17 protein-coding genes are annotated in these 17385 nt (G+C 72.7%); 5 read left to right on the plus strand and 12 right to left on the minus strand.

Annotation, left to right across the window (positions count from 1 at the left end; genetic code table 11):
• Positions 1 to 344: 344 nt before the first annotated feature.
• The 3 genes from J3A75_RS07990 to J3A75_RS08000 form a co-directional block, all read right to left on the minus strand.
• Positions 345 to 1670: an O-antigen ligase family protein gene (locus J3A75_RS07990; protein WP_182178688.1), complete on the minus strand. Its 1326-nt coding sequence runs from the start codon at positions 1668 to 1670 to the stop codon at positions 345 to 347.
• 127 nt (positions 1671 to 1797) lie between these two features.
• Positions 1798 to 2700: an alpha/beta hydrolase gene (locus J3A75_RS07995; protein ID WP_012317814.1), complete on the minus strand. Its 903-nt coding sequence runs from the start codon at positions 2698 to 2700 to the stop codon at positions 1798 to 1800.
• Between the two features lie 83 nt (positions 2701 to 2783).
• Complete coding sequence (locus J3A75_RS08000; RefSeq protein WP_029360067.1) at positions 2784 to 3740, minus strand: lytic transglycosylase domain-containing protein; 957 nt, start codon at positions 3738 to 3740, stop codon at positions 2784 to 2786.
• Positions 3741 to 3910: 170 nt separating this feature from the next.
• Between J3A75_RS08000 and J3A75_RS08005 the strand changes: the two genes are divergently transcribed.
• Entirely contained in the window at positions 3911 to 4510 is a 600-nt protein-coding gene (locus J3A75_RS08005) for a cysteine hydrolase family protein (protein ID WP_209649937.1), read from the plus strand.
• A gap of 48 nt (positions 4511 to 4558) precedes the next feature.
• Here the strand turns inward: J3A75_RS08005 and J3A75_RS08010 are convergent, their stop codons facing one another.
• The 8 genes from J3A75_RS08010 to fliL form a co-directional block, all read right to left on the minus strand.
• The gene (locus tag J3A75_RS08010; protein ID WP_209649939.1) at positions 4559 to 5857 is read right to left on the minus strand and encodes a leucine-rich repeat-containing protein kinase family protein; all 1299 of its coding nucleotides are present in this window, start codon (positions 5855 to 5857) and stop codon (positions 4559 to 4561) included.
• Positions 5858 to 5860: 3 nt separating this feature from the next.
• Positions 5861 to 6052 carry a DUF1192 domain-containing protein gene (locus J3A75_RS08015; protein ID WP_012317818.1) on the minus strand — a complete coding sequence of 64 codons (192 nt, stop codon included), beginning with the start codon at positions 6050 to 6052 and terminating at the stop codon, positions 5861 to 5863.
• A gap of 12 nt (positions 6053 to 6064) precedes the next feature.
• The gene (locus tag J3A75_RS08020; protein ID WP_209649941.1) at positions 6065 to 7285 is read right to left on the minus strand and encodes a phosphopentomutase; all 1221 of its coding nucleotides are present in this window, start codon (positions 7283 to 7285) and stop codon (positions 6065 to 6067) included.
• 2 nt (positions 7286 to 7287) lie between these two features.
• A complete protein-coding gene (locus J3A75_RS08025; RefSeq protein WP_209649942.1) occupies positions 7288 to 8925 on the minus strand; it encodes an ABC transporter ATP-binding protein in 1638 nt (545 codons plus the stop codon).
• Between the two features lie 148 nt (positions 8926 to 9073).
• Positions 9074 to 9934, minus strand: coding sequence for a MotE family protein (locus tag J3A75_RS08030; RefSeq protein WP_012317821.1), 861 nt, complete (start codon positions 9932 to 9934; stop codon positions 9074 to 9076).
• Complete coding sequence (locus tag J3A75_RS08035) at positions 9931 to 10461, minus strand: DUF6468 domain-containing protein (RefSeq protein ID WP_209649944.1); 531 nt, start codon at positions 10459 to 10461, stop codon at positions 9931 to 9933. Before J3A75_RS08035 ends, J3A75_RS08030 begins: the two co-directional genes overlap by 4 nt.
• 19 nt (positions 10462 to 10480) lie before the next feature.
• Complete coding sequence (fliM, locus tag J3A75_RS08040; RefSeq protein ID WP_085985309.1) at positions 10481 to 11698, minus strand: flagellar motor switch protein FliM; 1218 nt, start codon at positions 11696 to 11698, stop codon at positions 10481 to 10483.
• Between the two features lie 64 nt (positions 11699 to 11762).
• Positions 11763 to 12317, minus strand: a complete 555-nt coding sequence (gene fliL, locus J3A75_RS08045) for a flagellar basal body-associated protein FliL (RefSeq protein WP_012317824.1) — start codon at positions 12315 to 12317, stop codon at positions 11763 to 11765.
• A gap of 255 nt (positions 12318 to 12572) precedes the next feature.
• Here fliL and flgF point away from each other — a divergent pair, with 255 nt between their 5' ends.
• The 4 genes from flgF to flgH are packed head-to-tail and all read left to right on the plus strand — an operon-like array spanning position 12573 to position 16079.
• On the plus strand, positions 12573 to 13313 hold the full coding sequence (flgF, locus tag J3A75_RS08050) for a flagellar basal-body rod protein FlgF (RefSeq protein ID WP_012317825.1): 741 nt from the start codon (positions 12573 to 12575) through the stop codon (positions 13311 to 13313).
• 13 nt (positions 13314 to 13326) lie between these two features.
• Positions 13327 to 14118: a flagellar basal-body rod protein FlgG gene (gene flgG / locus J3A75_RS08055; protein WP_024830946.1), complete on the plus strand. Its 792-nt coding sequence runs from the start codon at positions 13327 to 13329 to the stop codon at positions 14116 to 14118.
• Positions 14119 to 14153: 35 nt separating this feature from the next.
• Complete coding sequence (gene flgA, locus J3A75_RS08060; protein ID WP_127991462.1) at positions 14154 to 15293, plus strand: flagellar basal body P-ring formation chaperone FlgA; 1140 nt, start codon at positions 14154 to 14156, stop codon at positions 15291 to 15293.
• Between the two features lie 36 nt (positions 15294 to 15329).
• Complete coding sequence (flgH, locus tag J3A75_RS08065; RefSeq protein ID WP_012317828.1) at positions 15330 to 16079, plus strand: flagellar basal body L-ring protein FlgH; 750 nt, start codon at positions 15330 to 15332, stop codon at positions 16077 to 16079.
• Between the two features lie 6 nt (positions 16080 to 16085).
• On the opposite strand, the gene J3A75_RS08070 is transcribed toward flgH, so the two are convergent.
• Complete coding sequence (locus J3A75_RS08070; protein ID WP_012317829.1) at positions 16086 to 17384, minus strand: Gfo/Idh/MocA family protein; 1299 nt, start codon at positions 17382 to 17384, stop codon at positions 16086 to 16088.
• Position 17385 lies beyond the last annotated feature (1 nt).

A 17385-nucleotide genomic window follows, 5' to 3' on the forward strand; every position in this document is an offset into this window, starting at 1 on the left:
GGCGCGCGGCGTGACGGGAGCGGCCGCGCGGACCGATCCGCGTGACGGGCCTCGACGCGGCTCCGCGGCTAGTGCGCTACGAAGAGGGACAGTGCGCACAGGATGCTCACACCCAGCGCGAACGTCACGTCGGTCCAAGCGAAACGAGTCCTGCCCGGCATGCAGAATCTCCGCGAGAATTCTGAACAACAAATTCCCGGACAAGTTGTTGCCGTCCGCTACCGGACAGAAGCCGTCAGCGCGGGGCGACGGGGCGTTCGCGCGGGGGCGCCGGCCGGGACAGGCGCGCCCACGACGCGCGGACCCCCGCGGACGGCGCGCGACTTCCGGGCGCCTGGACCGCCTCAGCCCGCCGCGACGGCGTAGCGGGTGCGCAGGCGCAGGCCGAACACCGCCATCATGAACATGCAGCAGGTGGCGTTGTTGCCGTTGTAGAGCACCGTCTCGAAGGAGGCCGAGACGAGCCCGAGGAACCACAGCCTCAGGAACAGCAGGGTCTCCGCGTCGAGGCGCGTGCCGCCGGCCACGCGCTGCAGGTCGCGCACCGGGGCGAGCACGAAGGCCACGACCGTCAGGGCGAGGAACGGCAGGCCGCCGATCAGCGCCGTGTCGAGATAGGCGTTGTGGGCGTGGTCGACGGTATTGACCCAGGTCAGCGCCTCGGAGCCGGCATACATGGTCCGCTCGGTCATCCAGAATGCGCCGATCCCCCAGCCGCGCCAGGGTCGGATCATGATGTTGTCGATAGCGAACTGCCAGATCTCGCTGCGGCCCGTGAAGGTCGCGTCGGTGAGCAGCGAGCCCACCGCCTCCTGGATCGGCGGCGCGAGCACCGAGCCGATCGAGATCAGCGAGAACCCGATCACCGGGCCGAGGAGCAGCAGGCGGCGCAGGAACCCGCCAGTCAGGACTTGGCACAGGCCGGTCACGGCGAGGATGACCGGCAGGAGCAGGATCGCGGTCTTGGAGCCGCTCGCAACCAGGAACCCGGTCGCCAGCAGGACGATCGCCCAGCCGAGGACGCGGCTCGCCACGGTGGCGACGTAGAGGCCCACGATCACCAGGATGACCATGGCGGCGCCGGCCTCGTTCTTCTGCGGGAAGATCCCGCGCCAGAGACCCGGATGGCTCGGATCGGAATTGACATCGAAGGCCGAGTGGATCGCGAGGTTCGGCACGAGACCGACCGCGAGGTAGGAGGCGAGCACGATCACCAGGGCGGACCCGGCCATGGTCAGGGCCAGCTGCCGGGGGGAGCGGGCGACGATCAGCACGCCCGCCGAGAGCATCGCGGCGATGGCGAACAGCGCGAGCCGCCGCAGCGACAGGCTCGGCTCGATGGAGAGCAGCGCCGTCGCCCCGAGCCAGAGGGCGCAGAGCACGAGCGGGCGCGTCACCAGAGGACGGAGGTGGCGCACGCCGATCCGGTGGATCGCCGCCGCCATGGCGGCGCCGGCGGAGAGGAACAGGATCTGCGTCAGCAGGCTGCCGTCCTCGGAGGCCGCCAGCATCGACCGGTCGGACAGGTCCTTCAGCCAGACGTGGTTCCAGAGCAGGACGAAGACGGCCCCGTTCAGGAGCACGCGCAGCACGTCCGGCACGTCGCGGCCCGCGACGCCGCGCTGCCGCCCGTCGGCCGGGATCCCGATCGCCGCGTCCGCAGAAGCCATGCCGTCCCACCGCGAGGCCGCGCCGCGCGGCCAGGACCATTCTAGCGGGCCGCGGGTGCCGGGCGACGGGAAATCGGACGGTTGCGGCCGACGATCGCGCGATAACCTTGACGCGGGCCCGGGGCGATCACCGCCGCATCGTGTACTGCGAGCGCCCGGCGGATTGCCGCATCAGGAAGGACGCCATCTCGGCGAGTTCCGGCGCCTTCGAGCGGAAGGTGACGGACAGCGCCAGCAGCGTGTCCTTGTGGTCGAGGCCCGGGTAGAGCCGCTCCTGGACCGGAACGTGCTCCGCCCGCAGCTTGGCGGCGAGGCTGACCGTGTGCCGCGGCTTCACCACGGTGTCGGCGTCGCCGGTCGCCAGGAAGGCGGGGGGCGAGAGCGGGCCCGCGAAGGCGACGGGCTGCGTGGCCTCCGGGTCGGGGGCCTTGCCGAACACCTTGACGGTGGTGTCCTGATCGAACGGCAGGAAATCGTAGGGGCCGGACAGGCCGGCGACGGCCTTGATCACCTTGGGATCGACCCCGGCGGCGATCACGTAGCGCGGGTCGAGGCCGAGCATCACGGCGTTGTAGGCGCCCGCCGAGTGGCCGGCGAGCACGATGCGGCGCGGGTCGCCGCCGTATCCGGCGATGTTGTCGCGCACCCACGCGATGGCCTCGGCGCCGTCCTCGAGGAAACCGGGGAACGGCGCCTCCGGGTAGAGCCGGTAATCGGGCAGCACCGTGACGAAGCCCTGCGCCGCGAGGGCGTGCCCGACGAAGGCGTAGTCGTCCTTGGCGCCGCTCTGCCAGGAGCCGCCGTAGAAGAACACCAGGACCGGCGCGTTCTCGGCGCCCGCGGTGGGTACGTAGACGTCGAGCCGCCGCCGCGGGCCCTCGCCGAAGGGCTGGTCCTTCGCGGCGAGCCGCCCTCCCGGATCGCGCGGGCCGATCGCGTCGAACAGCGCGAGCGGCGAGGCAGCGGTGAAGCCGAACGCGGCGAGCCCGAGGCAGAGGAGGCTAGCGAGCGCGGTGAGGAGACGTGTCATATCCCATCCGGTTGTCCCGACCGGGCCATACCGCACCGCCCTCGGGGCGGATTGATGACGGTCTCGGGGCGGGGCACGAAAAATCAGGTCCGCAGCACGATGCAGGCGCCGCCGACCTTGCGGATGCGGCCGCACAGGTCGTCGGCCGCCTGCCGGCTCTGCGCCGGGATGCGGATCCGGTAGAAGGCGCGGGTCCCGCGGTTGCGCAGGCGCGTGCCGATGATCATCGGCCGCACCTCGCCGATCACCCCCACGTAGGCGCTCCGCGCGCGGTTGAAGCTCTGCAGCGCCAGCGCCTTGGAGAAATTGCCGGCGAGCTGGATGCCCCACGGGGCGGCCGGCCCCTCGTTGAGGCCGAGGGCGAAGCGGTCGCCGCGCGACGGGACGCGCAGGCTCGCGGTGACCTGCAGGCAGGTCTGCGGCGCATCCGGCTTCACCTCCACCTTGGCGTCCTTCTGGTCCTTCGCGTCCTTGCCCTCGGGCTTGCTCTCGGGCTTGGCGGGCGCGCCGCCTTCCGGAAACTCGATCCCCTTGGCCGGGCCGGTCCGCCAGTCGTCCACCGGCCGGCCCGTGATGGCGGCCACGTAGGCCCGGGTCTCGGCGGGCAGGCCACCGTCGCCGGCGAGCCACTTGCTGACCCGCGCGGCGCCGCCGTTATAGGCCGCGGCGGCGAGACCCAGATTGCCGAACTGGGTCCTCAGGTCGGCGAGCAGATGGGCCGCGTGCGGGATCGCCTGCTCGGGGTCGAACGGGTCGAGGAGGCCGCGCTCGCGGGCCGTCCCGGGCATGAACTGCGCGACGCCCTGCGCCCCGGCCGGGCTGACGACGCCCACGCGGAAGCTGCTCTCGCGCCAGATCAGGCGTGTCAGGAACGGCACCGGCAGGCCGCGGGCCTTTGCGGAGTCGTCGATGAGGCGGCACAGCGCCTGCTCCACCGTCTCGGTCGCTCCCTCGGACGGGGCGGCCGCGGCCGGATGCGCGCAGGCAAGGGCGAGGAGCAGCGCGCCGAGGCGCAGGGGCGGGGCGGTCACGCCGCGCATGTAGCGACGCGCCGGGGCGGATCAATCCGCGCGGCCAACCTTCCTGGGGGAACATCCGGCCCGCGTGCCCGAGCGTTGCACCTTTGCCCACTGGCGCGACCGGGCCGCACCGTCGTAGCGTCCCGGGTTCAGAGAGCCGCCTCCGAGGCGGCCCCTTGGAGGAACCGCCGATGTCCGATCCGGCAACCCTGCGCGGCCTGTCCGGCCTGAGCCCCGCGCCGGCCCCGCTCAAGGGCTCGGCGCTCGTGATGATCGACCTGCAGCAGACCTACCGGGAGGGCGTGATGCGGCTCGACGGCGTCGAGCCCGCGCTCCGGGAGGCGGCCGCGCTCCTGCGACGGGCCCGCGACGCGGGGATCCCGGTGATCCACGTCCGCCACGATGCCGGGCCGGGCACGCCCTACGACGTGACCGCCCCGATCGGCCAGATCAGCCCGGAAGTGGCGCCGCAGGGCGACGAGCCGGTGATCACCAAGGCCTATCCGAGCTCCTTCGTGGGCACGGACCTCCAGGCGCGGCTCGAGCAGGCCGGCGTGAAGGACGTCGTCCTGGCGGGCTTCATGACGCACATGTGCGTCAACTCCACGGCCCGGAGCGCCTTCAACCTCGGGTTCCGCCCCACCGTCGTGGCCGCCGCCACGGCGACGCGGGACCTGCCCGGACCGGACGGCGGCGTGGTGCCGGCGGCCCAGCTCCAGGCGGCGAGCCTCGCGGCCCTCGGCGACCTGTTCGCGGTGGTCGCGCGCGGGCAGGGCGACATCCCGGACTGAGCCGCGGCGAGGGCGGCGGAAGGGTCCCGGGACCGGTCGACGCCGCGCTCAGGCCTGGAGCCGCCCGATCTCGGCGATCACCGCCCCGAGGTCCGGCCGCCCGTCGACATCCGACCCCGTGCACGCCTGCGCCAGGGCGCGCAGGGTTTCCGGCGGCGCCGCGCAGCGGTCGAGCAGCTCGCCGATCAGGATGCCGACGGCGCGGACCTCGACCCGCGCCCAAGCCGCGCCGAGCGGCCCGTCCGGCAGGGCCGAGGCCGCCCCGAAATCGCTGAGCACAGCCGCGCCGGTTCCGGCGTCCCAGAGCGTGTTGTGGGCGTAGACGTCGCCGTGCAGCAGGCCCCGCCCATGCAGGTACGCCACCGCCTCGGCCACGGCGCGGGCGATCCGCAGGGCCGCGTCGCCGTCGAGGCGCAGGTCCGGGTCGTAGACGTCGCGGCTGCAGCTCGCGAGGCTCGGCGGCCCGGCGAGCGGGCGCCAGTGCGCCGGCAGGAGCCGGAGCAGCAGTCCCGTCGCGCCGTCGGGATGGCCGTCGAGCCGGCCGAGCGCGCCCGTGAGGGCCGGGTGCATCCCGGCGGCGAGGCAGGCCTCCATCTCCCGCTCGGACAGGCCGTCGCTGGTCATCGCGCCCTTGAACAGCTTCAGGGCCACGTCCTCCCCGCCGGCCGGCCCCCGCCAGCGGGCCCGGTGGACCCGCCCCGAGGCGCCCTCGCCGAGCAGCTCGCCGAGGGCGAGGTCGGCCCACAGCACCGCGGGCGCTGCCACCGGCGCCGTCGGCGGCTCGGCGGGGTTGCCGGCGTAGGCGATCCAGGCGAGGCGGGGCAGGCGCGCGAGCCACGGCGGGAGCGCCGCGAGACGGTTGCAGGCGAGTCGGATCAGCTCGAGTTCGTCCGCCCCCGACAGGCTGTCGGGCAGCGCGGTGAGCCGGTTGCCCGCCAGCATCAGCTTCCGCAGGCGCGGCCGCTCGCCGAGGGCGGCGGGCAGCTCGGCGATCGCGTTGTCGGTCAGCGTCAGCCAGCGCAGCTCGCGCGGCAGCGACTCCGCCGGAACCTCGCGGATGCCACAGCCGCGGAAGCCCAGCTGGCTCAGCGCCGGGCAGGCGCCGAGCACCGGCGGCAGGCGCGGGAACGGGTTGCCGGAGCAGAACAGGACGCGCAGGCGGTGGAGGCGGCCGAGATCGTCCGGCAGGTCGACGAGGCTGCCCCGGCCGAGATCCAGTACCTCCAGCGTGTCGGCGAGGGCGAAGACCTCGCGCGGCACCGCCGTCAGCCCGTCGGGCAGCCGCAGCTCCCGCGCGCCGCCGAGTTCGCCGCGCCGCAGGGCGGCGAGGGTTTCGCTCCGGTCCAAGCCTCAGCCCCGCTTGAAGAAGGCGTCGGCCGCGCCCTGCGCCGCCTGCTTGGCGGCCCGCGCCGCCTCGAGCCGGGCGATCTCGGCGCGCAGGAGCGCGACGCGCTCGTCGAGATCTCCGAGCGAGAGCGTGTCGAGGGGCTGCCCGATCTCGTGGGCAACGGCCTTGCGCGGCCGGTCGTCGTCGTCCCGCACGTCGTGTCCTCCCTACAGGAGCGGTGTTCCGGCCCCGTCCCAGGCGAGGCCGAGATGGGCCGCCACGGTGGCGCCGATATCCGCGAAGGTTTCGCGCCGCCCGATCGGTCGGGCGGCCACGCCGGGGCCGAAGGCCAAGACCGGGACCTGTTCGCGGGTGTGATCGGTCCCGGTCCAGGTCGGGTCGTTGCCATGGTCGGCCGTGATCACCGCGAGGTCGCCCGGTGCCAGCGCCGCCAGGATCTCGGGGATCCGGGCGTCGAACGCCTCCAGCTCCGCGGCGTAGCCCGGCACGTCGCGGCGGTGGCCGTGCTCCGTGTCGAAATCGACGAGGTTGACGAAGATCAGGCCTCCCTGCGGCAGCGTCGCCAGCGCGTCGAGCCCCGCCGTCAGGCAGGCCGCGTTCGGGCCCGGCTTGATCTCGCGGCCTGTGGCGCGGTGGGCGAAGATGTCGCCGATCTTGCCGACGCTCACGACCGCGCGACCGGCCGCCTCGGCGCGGTCGAGCAGCGTGCGCCCGGGCGGGGCGACGGCGAGATCCTTGCGGTTGCCGGTCCGGCGAAAGCCCGCCTCCGGCGAGCCCACGAAGGGCCGGGCGATCACCCGGCAGACGCGGTAGCGGTCGCACAGGCGGCGCGCCACGCGGCACAGGTCGTAGAGCCGCTCCAGCCCGAACGCCTCCTCGTGGGCGGCGATCTGGAACACGCTGTCGGCCGAGGTGTAGCAGATCGGCCGGCCGGTCCGGAGGTGCTCGGCGCCCAGCGCGTCGATGATCGCGACGCCCGGCGCGTGGCAATCGCCGAGGATGCCCGGGAGGTCGCCCTCGGCGACGAGCGCGCGGGTCAGCTCCGGCGGGAAGGCCGGCCGCGTATCGGGAAAATGCCCCCAGGGCTCGGGCAGGGGCAGGCCGGCAATCTCCCAGTGACCGGAGGGCGTGTCCTTGCCGGCGGCCGTCTCCACCGCGTGGCCGTAGACGCCGCGCGGCGGGCCGACCGGGGTGAGGTTCGGCGGGATGCGGCCCGAGGCCCCGGCGGCCGCCAAGCCGAGCCCGAGTTCGGCGAGGTGGGGCAGGCGCAGGGGACCCGCGCGCAGCCCCGCCCGGTCGCCGCGGCCCTCCGCGCAGCGCTCGGCGATGTGCCCCAGCGTGTCGGACCCGGCATCGCCGTAGCGGTCCGCGTCCGGGGCCCCGCCGACGCCCACGGAATCGAGGACGATGATGAGGGCGCGCGCCACGGTCAGGCGGACTCCAGCTCGGCGGCCGCGTCGCTCTCGAGGGCGAAGGCGGCCTTGAACAGGGCGCGGGTGTAGGGGGTCCGGGGATTCGCGAAGATCGTCTCCGCGGCGCCCTCCTCGACCACGTGGCCGTTCTGCATGACGATCACGTAGTTGGCGAGCGCCCGCACCACCTTCAGGTCGTGGCTGATGAACAGGTAGGCGAGTCCCCGCTCGCGCTGGAGGTCGCGCAGCAGGGTCACGATCTGTGCCTGGACCGAGCGATCGAGGGCCGAGGTCGGCTCGTCGAGGACGACGAAGCGGGGGTTGAGCACCATCGCCCGGGCGATGGCGATGCGCTGGCGCTGGCCACCGGAGAACTCGTGCGGGTACCGGTCCATGGCGGCCGGATCGAGCCCGACATCGGTCAGTGCCTTGGCGACCACGGCCCGGCGCTCCGCCCGCGAGCGCGCGGCGCCCTGCACCACCAGCCCCTCGGCCACGATGTCGGCCACCGACATGCGAGGCGACAGCGAGCCGTAGGGATCCTGGAAGACCACCTGCATGTCCTTCCGCAGCGGGCGCATCTGCGCCACGCCGTAGCCGTCGATCGCCTGGCCGAGGAAGACGATCGGCCCCTCCGAGCCCGTGAGCCGCAAGAGGGCGAGGCCGAGGGTCGTCTTGCCCGAGCCGGACTCGCCGACGACGCCGATGGTCTCGCCGGTCCGGACCCGCAGGGAGACGCCGTCCACGGCCCTGACATGGCCGGTAACGCGCCGGAGCAGGCCCGACTTCAGCGGGAACCAGACCTTCAGGGGGCCGGCCTCCAGGAGCGGCGCGGCGTCGGCCGGGACGGGGTTGGCCCGGCCCTTGGGCTCGGACGCGATCAGGCGGCGCGTGTACTCGTGCTGCGGGTCCGCGAAGACGGCCTTGGTGGCGCCGGCCTCCACGATCCTGCCCTTCAGCATCACGCAGACGCGGTCGGCGATGCGCTCGACGATGCCGAGATCGTGGGTGATGAACAGCATCGCCATGCCGAGGCGCTTCTGCAGGTCGGCGAGCAGCGCCAGGATCTGCGCCTGCACGGTCACGTCGAGGGCCGTGGTCGGCTCGTCGGCGACCAGGAGGTCGGGCTCGCAGGCGAGCGCCATGGCGATCATCACGCGCTGGCGCTGACCGCCGGAGAGCTCGTGCGGGTAGGCGCCCATGCGCCGCTCGGCGTCGCGCAGGCCCACGAGTTCCAGAAGGTCCAGGATCCGCCGGCGGGCCGCCTTGCCGGTGAGGCCGCGGTGCAGGCCGAGCACCTCGCCGATCTGCCGCTCGATCGTGTGGAGCGGGTTCAGCGAGGTCATCGGCTCCTGGAACACCATGGTGATGTCGGCGCCGCGCACGTCCCGCATCGCCCGCTCGGGCAGCCGCGCGAGGTCGCGGCCCGCGAACAGGATCCGCCCGTCCTGACGGGCCGCGGGGTCGAGGAGGCGCAGGATCGCCAGCGCCGTCACCGACTTGCCGGACCCCGATTCGCCCACGAGCGCGACGGTCTCGCCCCGGCGGATGGTGAAGGAGACGCCGTCGACCGCCACGGTCTCGCCCTCCCGCGCGCGGAACGCCACGGAGAGGTCCTCGACGGCGAGGAGCGGCTGGGGATCGACCTCTGACATGAGCCCCTTATAGCGCGCCCGGCCCCGGACCCTAGCCCGCGCGGACGCCGCACGGGGTCGAGCGGGGAGGGCCGCGCGGACAGAGCCGGCCGGACGGATCCGCCGGCAGCCTCGGAAGATCGGCCCGGCGCCCTGCGGCGCCGCGGAGCTACCGCACGGGCGCCCCGGGATCGATCGCCGGCAGCTCGTTCGCCGGGAGCCCCGTTCCCGCCTGGGCCTGCGGCCCTGCGGCGCCGCGGGCGCGGTTCGCGAGGGCCACGGTCAGGCGCTCGGCGGTCTCGGGCTGCATCACCGCCAGCACCTCGGACATCTTCCGGGGGTTCATGGCCAGCACGATCGGGACCAGCACGTCGAGCCCGAGCCGGTCGAACACCCGGGCGGCGTCCTTGGGCTTCATCGCCTCGTACATCGTGACGATGTTCTTCAGGCCCTGCTTCTCGGCCTCCTCCTTGGCCTTCGCGGCGGCGTCGACCTTGTCCTCGGCCTTCTTGAGGTCGCCGAGGCCGGTCTCGAGCTTGCGCTCGGCCTCGCCCAGCATCTTCTCGCGCAGCTCCAGCTCGTCGCTCTTCTGGCGCAGGGCGTCGCGCCGGGCGCCGAGCTTCTCGAGGAGCAGGCGTTCGGTCGGCGAGGCCGGGCTCCCGGCCGCGGGCGGTCCGGGCCGCGGCGGGGGCGGCTCCGGCGCCTTCTCGGTCGCGGCGGCCGGCGCCTCCTTGGCGCCCACCGATCCGGTCGTCACCGGGTCGAAGGGCTCGTAGCCGGTGCGCGCCCGGGCGACCGCGCGCCCGTACTCCGGCAGCGCGGCGCTCTCCGGCAGGCCGGCCTGCAGCAGGCTGAGCAGCTTGAGCACGAGCAGCCCGCCGGCCGCGAGCGCCACGGCGTCGATGAGGCGCAGCCGAAACTGCCGGACGGGCTTCCGGCGCGCGCGCCGCTCCGGCGTCGCGGCGCGGCGTATCCTCTCCTCGGGATCCGGCTTCGGCGGCGGGATCTTCGGGGCCTTGACCCCGGTCACGCGGCGCGCGCCCGGACGCGGGCGAGGGCGCGCTCGCTCATGGCGAGGGCCGCCGCGGCCGCCACGCCGAGGCGCTCCCCGTTCGGACCGGCGTGCTCCGGCCGGCGCTCGGCCGGGATCTCCGGCGCGCGCGTCGGCTCGGGGACGGCCTGCGGCGCGGGCCTCGGCTCCGGCGCGGGCTCAAGACGGACCGGCACGGCGCGCATCTGCGCCACGATGGCGCCGATGCGGGTGATCACGCCCTCGCCGGCCTCGACCTGCAGCCGCAGCTCGCCGGCGCGGATCGTCGCGGTCTCCAGGCTCGCGTTCAGGGTGCGGTCGCCCTCGTCGATCGCCGCCCGCAGGCCCGCGATCGCCCGCTCGGCCGTTCCGGTCGCGACCATCAGGTCCCCGATGGTCTGGCGGAGCGCGGCCTCGTCGCCCTTCATCTGACCGATGCGGCGCGAGAGCCGGAGGGACGTGACGATGGTCGCCGCCAGGAGGACGGCGACCAGGATGTCGGCCGCGAGGGTGACGAAGAGACTCATGACCGGACCCTCATCGGCACTAGCTGTCCGAGCGGTTGTTCATCGAGGCCTCGTAGGCCTGGATCGTCGTGCGGGAGCGGCGCAGCGGCCGGGTGACCTGGACGGCGATATGCCCGTCGACCCGGCCGATCCGCCCCTGGGTGAGCGCCCAGTCGCCGCAGCGCACGGTGATAAGGTCCGAGGGCTTGGCGTCGAACATCAGCGTCTCGCCGACCTTCAGGCTCATGACCTGCTTCAGCGGCAGCATCATCTCGTGCAGCACCGCGTCCATGGTCACGTCGGCCTGCCAGATCTCGGTGGCGAGGTGACCCTCCCAGACGTGGTCGCGGCCGAGCTTCTCGCCCATGAAGCTCTGGGTCAGGAGCTCCCGGATCGGCTCGATCGTCGCGTAGGGGAACAGGATCTGCAGCATGCCGCCGCGCCCGTCGACGTCGAGGCGCAGGCTGATCAGGATCGCGGCGTTGCCCGGCCGCGTGATGGTGGCGAAGCGCGGGTTGGTCTCGATCCGGTCGATGCCGAAGCTCACGGGCGAGAGCGGCTGGAACGACATCTCCAGGTCGCCCAGCACGATCTCCACGAGGCGGCGCACCAGCGTCATCTCGATGGCGGTGAAGGGCCGCCCGTCGAGGCGGCTCGACGAGCCGCCGCGCTTGCCGCCGAGCAGCAGGTCGAAGGTCGCGTAGGCGAGGTTCGAGTCGACCGTGACGAGGCCCGAGTTCTCCCACTGCTCGGCCCGGAACACGCCGAGCAGCGTCGGCAGCGGGATCGCGTTCAGGTAGTCGCCGAAGCGCACCGAGGTGATGTTGTCGAGGGTCACCTCGACGTTGTCCTGGAACAGGTTGCGCAAGGAGGTCGACAGCAACCGGATCATCCGGTCGAAGACGATCTCCAGCATCGGCAGGCGTTCGTACTGGACGACGCCCGAATCGACGATGGCCTGCACGCCCCCGGCCCCGGAGGCCGAGAGCTCGCGCATGGAGAAGCCGAGGACGCCGTCGATCTCGTCCTGGTTCAGCACCCGGTCGTTGCCGGCGAGTTCGGGGAGGTTGTCGCTCTCCCCGTCCTCGATCATCGTCGCCCATTCGGCGGCGACGTCGCCCGCGTTGCGCGTGGTGCCCTGCTCGGCGAGAGCCGCGCCCCATTCCTCGGCCAGCGACGTGTCGCCGCCCTCGGCACCCTGCTCCAGGAGTGCTGCCGACCAGTCGTCCTCGGGGAGTTCGTCCTCGGGTTCCATCAGGCGTGCTCGATCGGGGCCCGGCGCGGCGCGGCGCTCGAGGAGAGGACCGGAATCGCGGGCGCGCTCACTGGACGATCACGTCCTTGAACAGCACCGCGTCGACCTTGGCGGGGTACAGGGCGATGTTGACCCGGCGCAGCAGCTCCTCGCGCAGCCGGAACAGGCCCACCGAGTTCGTGATGTCGCTGGCGCGCAGCTCGCGCATGTAGACCTGCAGCGCGTCCTCGACCCGGGGCATCAGAGGCCGCACCTCCTCTTCGACCTTGGCGTCCTTCAGCTCCAGGGAGATCCGGACCTTCGCGAACCGGCCCTTGTCCTGCGGCAGCTCGGGCGAGAGGTTGAGGAGCATCTCGCGCACGTCGACGAAGACCACGGGCTTCTTGCCCTCCGGGCCGGCGCCCTTGGCGTCGCCGCCGCCGTGCCCCCCGCCGTGGTCGCCGCCCTGCGCGGCTTGCTTGCTGTCGCCGCGGCCCATCATCACGAACGCGCCAGCGCCGGCGCCGCCCACGACCAGGACCGCGACGGCCACCATGATCATGAGCTTCTTCTTGCCCTTCGGGGCGCCCTCGGCTCCGGTCTCGCCTTCCTCGGCGGAGGCCTTCTTCGGCTTCTTGGCCATGGAATAATGCTCTCTCGCGGGAGACTGCGCGCCAGGTACACCTGGATATCGGAGCATCACGGTTAACGTGCCGTTAAGGAGGCAATTCCTGCCGGGTCAGGTTTGCCGCGGCGCAGCCCCGGCGCGGCCGGAAGTCCCCGGCAAAGCTAATCAAGTCTCTGTCACAGCGATAGAATTTGCCGCGATTGAGGTTGGCACAGCGGATGCTGAATGGATCGTTGCCGCCTCCGCGGCCCGCGAGTCCCAGAGTCCACGATGCAGAATGCCCTCTTCGTCGGCGTGTCGAGTCAGATGGCGCTCCAGCGCGAGCTGGACGTGATCGCCAACAACATGGCGAACGTCTCGACCACGGGCTTCAAGGCGCGCAACACCCGCTTCGAGGAGTACCTCATGCCGGTGGCCAGCGCGGACTCGTTCGCCCGGCCCGACCGGCGCCTGTCCTACGTCATCGACCAGGGCACCACCCTCGACCTCGGGCAGGGCCCGATCGAGCAGACCGGCAACCCGCTCAACGTGGCGGTCAAAGGCTCGGCCTTCATCGCCGTGCAGTCCCCCCAGGGCGAGCGCTACACTCGGAACGGCGCCTTCGAACTCGACGCGCAGGGCACGCTCGTCACCAGCGACGGCTACAAGGTCGTGGGCGAGGGCGGGCCGATCAGCATCAACCCGCAGGAGACCGGCCTCGCCATCGGGCCCGACGGCACCGTCTCGACCAATCTCGGCATCCGCGGGCGGATCAAGCTCGTGACCTTCGCCAACCCGCAGCGGCTGACCAACGAGGGGGCCAACCTCTACGCCTCGCCGGAGCCCGCGCGCGCCGCAGGGATCGACGGGCGCCTCGAGCCCGAGTCGCTGGAGCGCTCCAACGTCCGCCCGGTGATCGAGATGACCCGGCTCATGGACGTGAATCGGTCCTACGCCATGGTGTCGAGCATGATCTCGCGCCTCGACGACCTGCGGGGCACGGCGATCCGCCGCCTCGCCGACGTCGCCTGAGGAGGCCTGACCGATGCGCGCCCTCTACTCCGCCGCCACCGGCATGGCGGCCCAGGAACTCAACGTCCAGGTCATCTCCAACAACATCGCGAACCTGCGCACCACCGGCTACAAGCGCCAGCAGGTGCACTTCCAGGATCTGCTCTATCAGAACCTGCGCCGGGCCGGCGCCTCGACCTCGCAGCAGAACACCCAGCTCCCGGCCGGGCTCAGCCTCGGCTCGGGCGTGAAGACCACCTCGACGGCCCGCGTGATGTCGCAGGGGACGCTCTCCTCGACCGAGAAGGATTACGACGTCGCGATCCGCGGCGACGGGTTCTTCCGGGTGACGCTGCCGGACGGCCGCACCGCCTATTCCCGCGACGGCTCCTTCGACCTCTCGGCCCAGGGCCAGCTCGTCACCCGCGACGGCTACCTCCTCGATCCGGCGATCACCGTGCCGCAGAACGCGACGTCCGTGACGATCAGCGCCACGGGCGCCGTGCAGGCGAACATCCCGGGCCAGACGGCGCCGCAGGCGCTGGGCCAGTTCCAGCTGTCGCGCTTCGTCAACAAGGTCGGCCTCGAGTCGATCGGCGACAACCTGTTCGTCGAGACCGCCGCCTCCGGACAGGCGATCAGCGGCCTGCCGGGCGCCGACGGCTTCGGCAACCTCCAGCAGAGCTACCTGGAGGAGGCGAACGTGAACGCCGTCACGGAGATCTCGTCCCTGATCGCCGCGCAGCGCGCCTACGAGATGAACTCGAAGGTCGTCACCGCCGCCGACCAGATGCTCTCCACCACCACGCAGATGTTCCGCAGCTAATCGCGCGACCCGCACCCCGCTTCAGGCCCCTGACCATGTATGCCGGCATGCATCCCGACCCGCTCGATCCCGATTTCGAGACCCTCGACCTGCCCCGCGTCGCCGCGGGGGACGGGGACGACATCAGCCCGATCGTCCGGCGCGTCCCGCCGCGGGTGATGCCCCTCGGCGGCGCCGTCATCCTGCGCGCGGTGCTGGCCTTCCTGACCTTCGCGGTCCTCGGCGCCCTGGCGATCCCCGCCATGGCGCGGGCGGACGTCCTGCGGCTGCGCGGCGACGTCACCGCCCGCGGCGACGTCCTGACTCTGGCCGATCTCGTCGAGGGCGCACCCGATCGCCTCTCCACGCGCCCCCTGTTCCGCGCGCCCGCCCTCGGCGCCACCGGGACGATCCAGACCCGTCGCATCCTCGACGCGGCGTCCGCCCTGGGCCTCACCGGCCTTGAGACCGGCGGTCGGCTGCAGATCGCCGTGCAGCGCGCCGCCCGCCGCATCGGCCCGCCGGAGATCGAGGCGGCGCTCAAGCGCGGCCTCGAGGCCGGCTACGGGCTCAACGTGCGCAACATCGCGGTTCGCTTCGACGGGGACGGCCCGACCCTGCTGGCGCCGGTGGACCTCGAAGGGCAGGCCGTGGCCCTGGACCTGACCTACGACCCGCGGACGCGCCGCGTTGCGGGCCTCGTCAGCCTCGGCGAGCGGCAGGCGTCGCTGCGCGTCTCCGGCGTGGTCATGGAGCTGCGCGAGGTCGCGGTGCTCACCCGGAACCTCAACCGCGGCGAGCCGGTGAAGGAGGGCGACGTCGCCCTGGAGCAGCGCCCGCGCGACTCCGTCGCGCCCGACGCGCAGGGGAGCGTGACGACCATCCTCGGCGAGGTCGCCCAGAACACGCTGATGGCCGGCACCGTGCTGCGAGTCACCGACACGGCTCCGCCCGAGCTGGTGGCGCGCGGCGAGACCGTGACCATCGTTTACGAGACGCCGAGCATCAGCCTGTCGATGCGCGGCCTGTCGAACGATTCCGGCCGCATGGGCGCCGTCGTCAACGTCGTCAACGTCGCCTCCAAGAAGATCCTGCAGGCCACCGTGATCGGCCCCGGCCGGGTCTCGGTGAGCCCCAGCCCCGCGGCTCAGCAGGCCGCCGCCGCCCCGGTCCAGGCGACCGCGTCCCTGCGCTGACCGCCCGCCCTGCACGCGTCGAAGAGTGATTGCCCGATGGCCCGTCGCACCGTCCTGAACCCGCTCGCCGCCGCTCTGATCGCCGGCGCGCTCGGGGCCTGCAACACCGCCGACCGCCTCTCGCAGGTCGGCGCGACCCCGGCGCTGTCGGCGATCGAGGACCCGACGGCGCAGCCGGGCTACAAGCCGGTGCGGATGCCGATGCCGGACGTGCAGCCGGTCTCCTACGCCCCGAACTCGCTGTGGCGCACGGGCTCCCGCGCGTTCTTCAAGGATCAGCGTGCCGCCAAGCTCGGCGACATCCTGACCGTGAAGGTCAAGGTCACCGACCAGGCGAACATCAGCAACGAGACCAAGCGCTCCCGGGCCAACACCGAGAGCTTCGGCCTGCCCAACGCCCTGGGCCTGGAGAACAACACGGTCGGCAAGTCCTTCGGCGTCGGCAGCACCGCGCTGCTCTCCGCCACCTCGGCCACCGCCAATGACGGGGCCGGGTCGGTCCAGCGCACCGAATCCGTCACCACGAACGTCGCCGCGGTGGTGACCCAGGTCCTGCCCAACGGCAACCTCGTGGTCGAGGGCAAGCAGGAGATCCGGGTCAACTTCGAGGTGCGCGAGATGATCGTCGCCGGCGTGGTGCGGCCCGAGGACATCGAGTCCGACAACACCATCGACTCGGCCAAGATCGCCCAGGCCCGCATCGCCTACGGCGGCCGGGGCCAGATCACCGACGTGCAGCAGCCGCGCTACGGCCAGCAGATCGTCGACATCCTGCTGCCGTTCTGAGGCCCCTCAGCCCGGCTCCTCCGGCTCCGGCCCGCGCGTGACGTCGAGGCCGGAACCGGCGCCGGGGGGCGGCCCGACCTTGACGGGCGTGCCGGTCCGGGCCGCCTCGTAGATCGCCTCCATCAGGACCTGGTCCTGCAGCCCCTCCTCGCCGGGCGTGCGCGGCCGCAGGTTCTCCTGGATGCACCGCGCGAAATGGTCCAGCTCCAGGGCGAACTGGTTCTTCGGGCTCAGGACCTTCTCGTCCCGGGCGGCATTCTTGCCGTCGCGGTGGCCGACATAGAGACGCTGGCCCTGGTAGGCGAAGGCGTTCTGGAGATCGACGGAGGCGGTCCCGGTGTGCAGGGTCAGGCTCCGCGCCTCGTAGACCCCGTAGCTCGACAGGCACTGGGCGATCACGCCGGACGGGAAGTGGAGGGTGAAGCTCGCCGTCTCCTCGACCTCGCGGTACTTGGGATCGTCCGGCGGCGAGTGGATCTGGGCCTGGATCAGGTTCGGCTCCTCGCCGAGCACCGCGCGGGCGGTGTTCAGGCAGTAGAGCCCGATATCCGGCAGGGATCCGCCGCCCGCCAGCGCCTTCCGCAGGCGCCACTGCTCCGGCAGTCCCGTGGTCTGGCCGTTGAACGCCTGGATCAGCCGGGGCCGGCCGAACTCGCCCGAGCGGGCGAGCTTGATCACGGCCCGGTTGTGGGGCTCGTACTGGCACCGGTAGGCGATCATCAGCTTGACGCCGGCCTTCGCGCAGGCCGCGATCATCTCCCGGCACTCGTCCGAGTTCACGGCCATCGGCTTCTCGCAGAGGACCTGCTTGCCGGCCGCCGCGGCCGCCACGACGTTGTCCCGGTGCACGCCGTTCGGCGTGACGATGTAGACCGCCTGGACATCGGGGTTGGCCTTCAGGCGGTCCCACGCGTCGTAGCCGTAGACGGCGTCCTCCGGCAGCCCGTACTGCCGCGCCACGAGCTTCGCCTTGTCGGGTGAGCCCGACATCACCGCCGCGAGACGGGCGCGCTTGGTCTCGCCGAAGGCCGGCAGGATCTCGTCGAGGCTCAGGCGCCCGAGACCCACGACGCAGTAGCCGACGCGCTGGGCCGGCGGCTGCGGCGCCGGGCTCGGGGCGGGCGGCCTGTCGCCCGGCCCGCGCCAGTTCGGGAACATCACCCGTCCGCCCTGAACGGCGCCGGTATCGGCGGGAACCGAGGGGCCAGGCGGGGCGGCCTGCGCGCCGCCGCCCACCGCGGCGCCGGCCAGGGCGCCTCCGGCCGCGAGGAGAGTGCGTCGTGAGAGCCGGGTGTCGTCCGCCATG

The organism is Methylobacterium sp. PvP105, assembly GCF_017876975.1.
In the GTDB taxonomy this organism is placed as follows: domain Bacteria; phylum Pseudomonadota; class Alphaproteobacteria; order Rhizobiales; family Beijerinckiaceae; genus Methylobacterium; species Methylobacterium radiotolerans.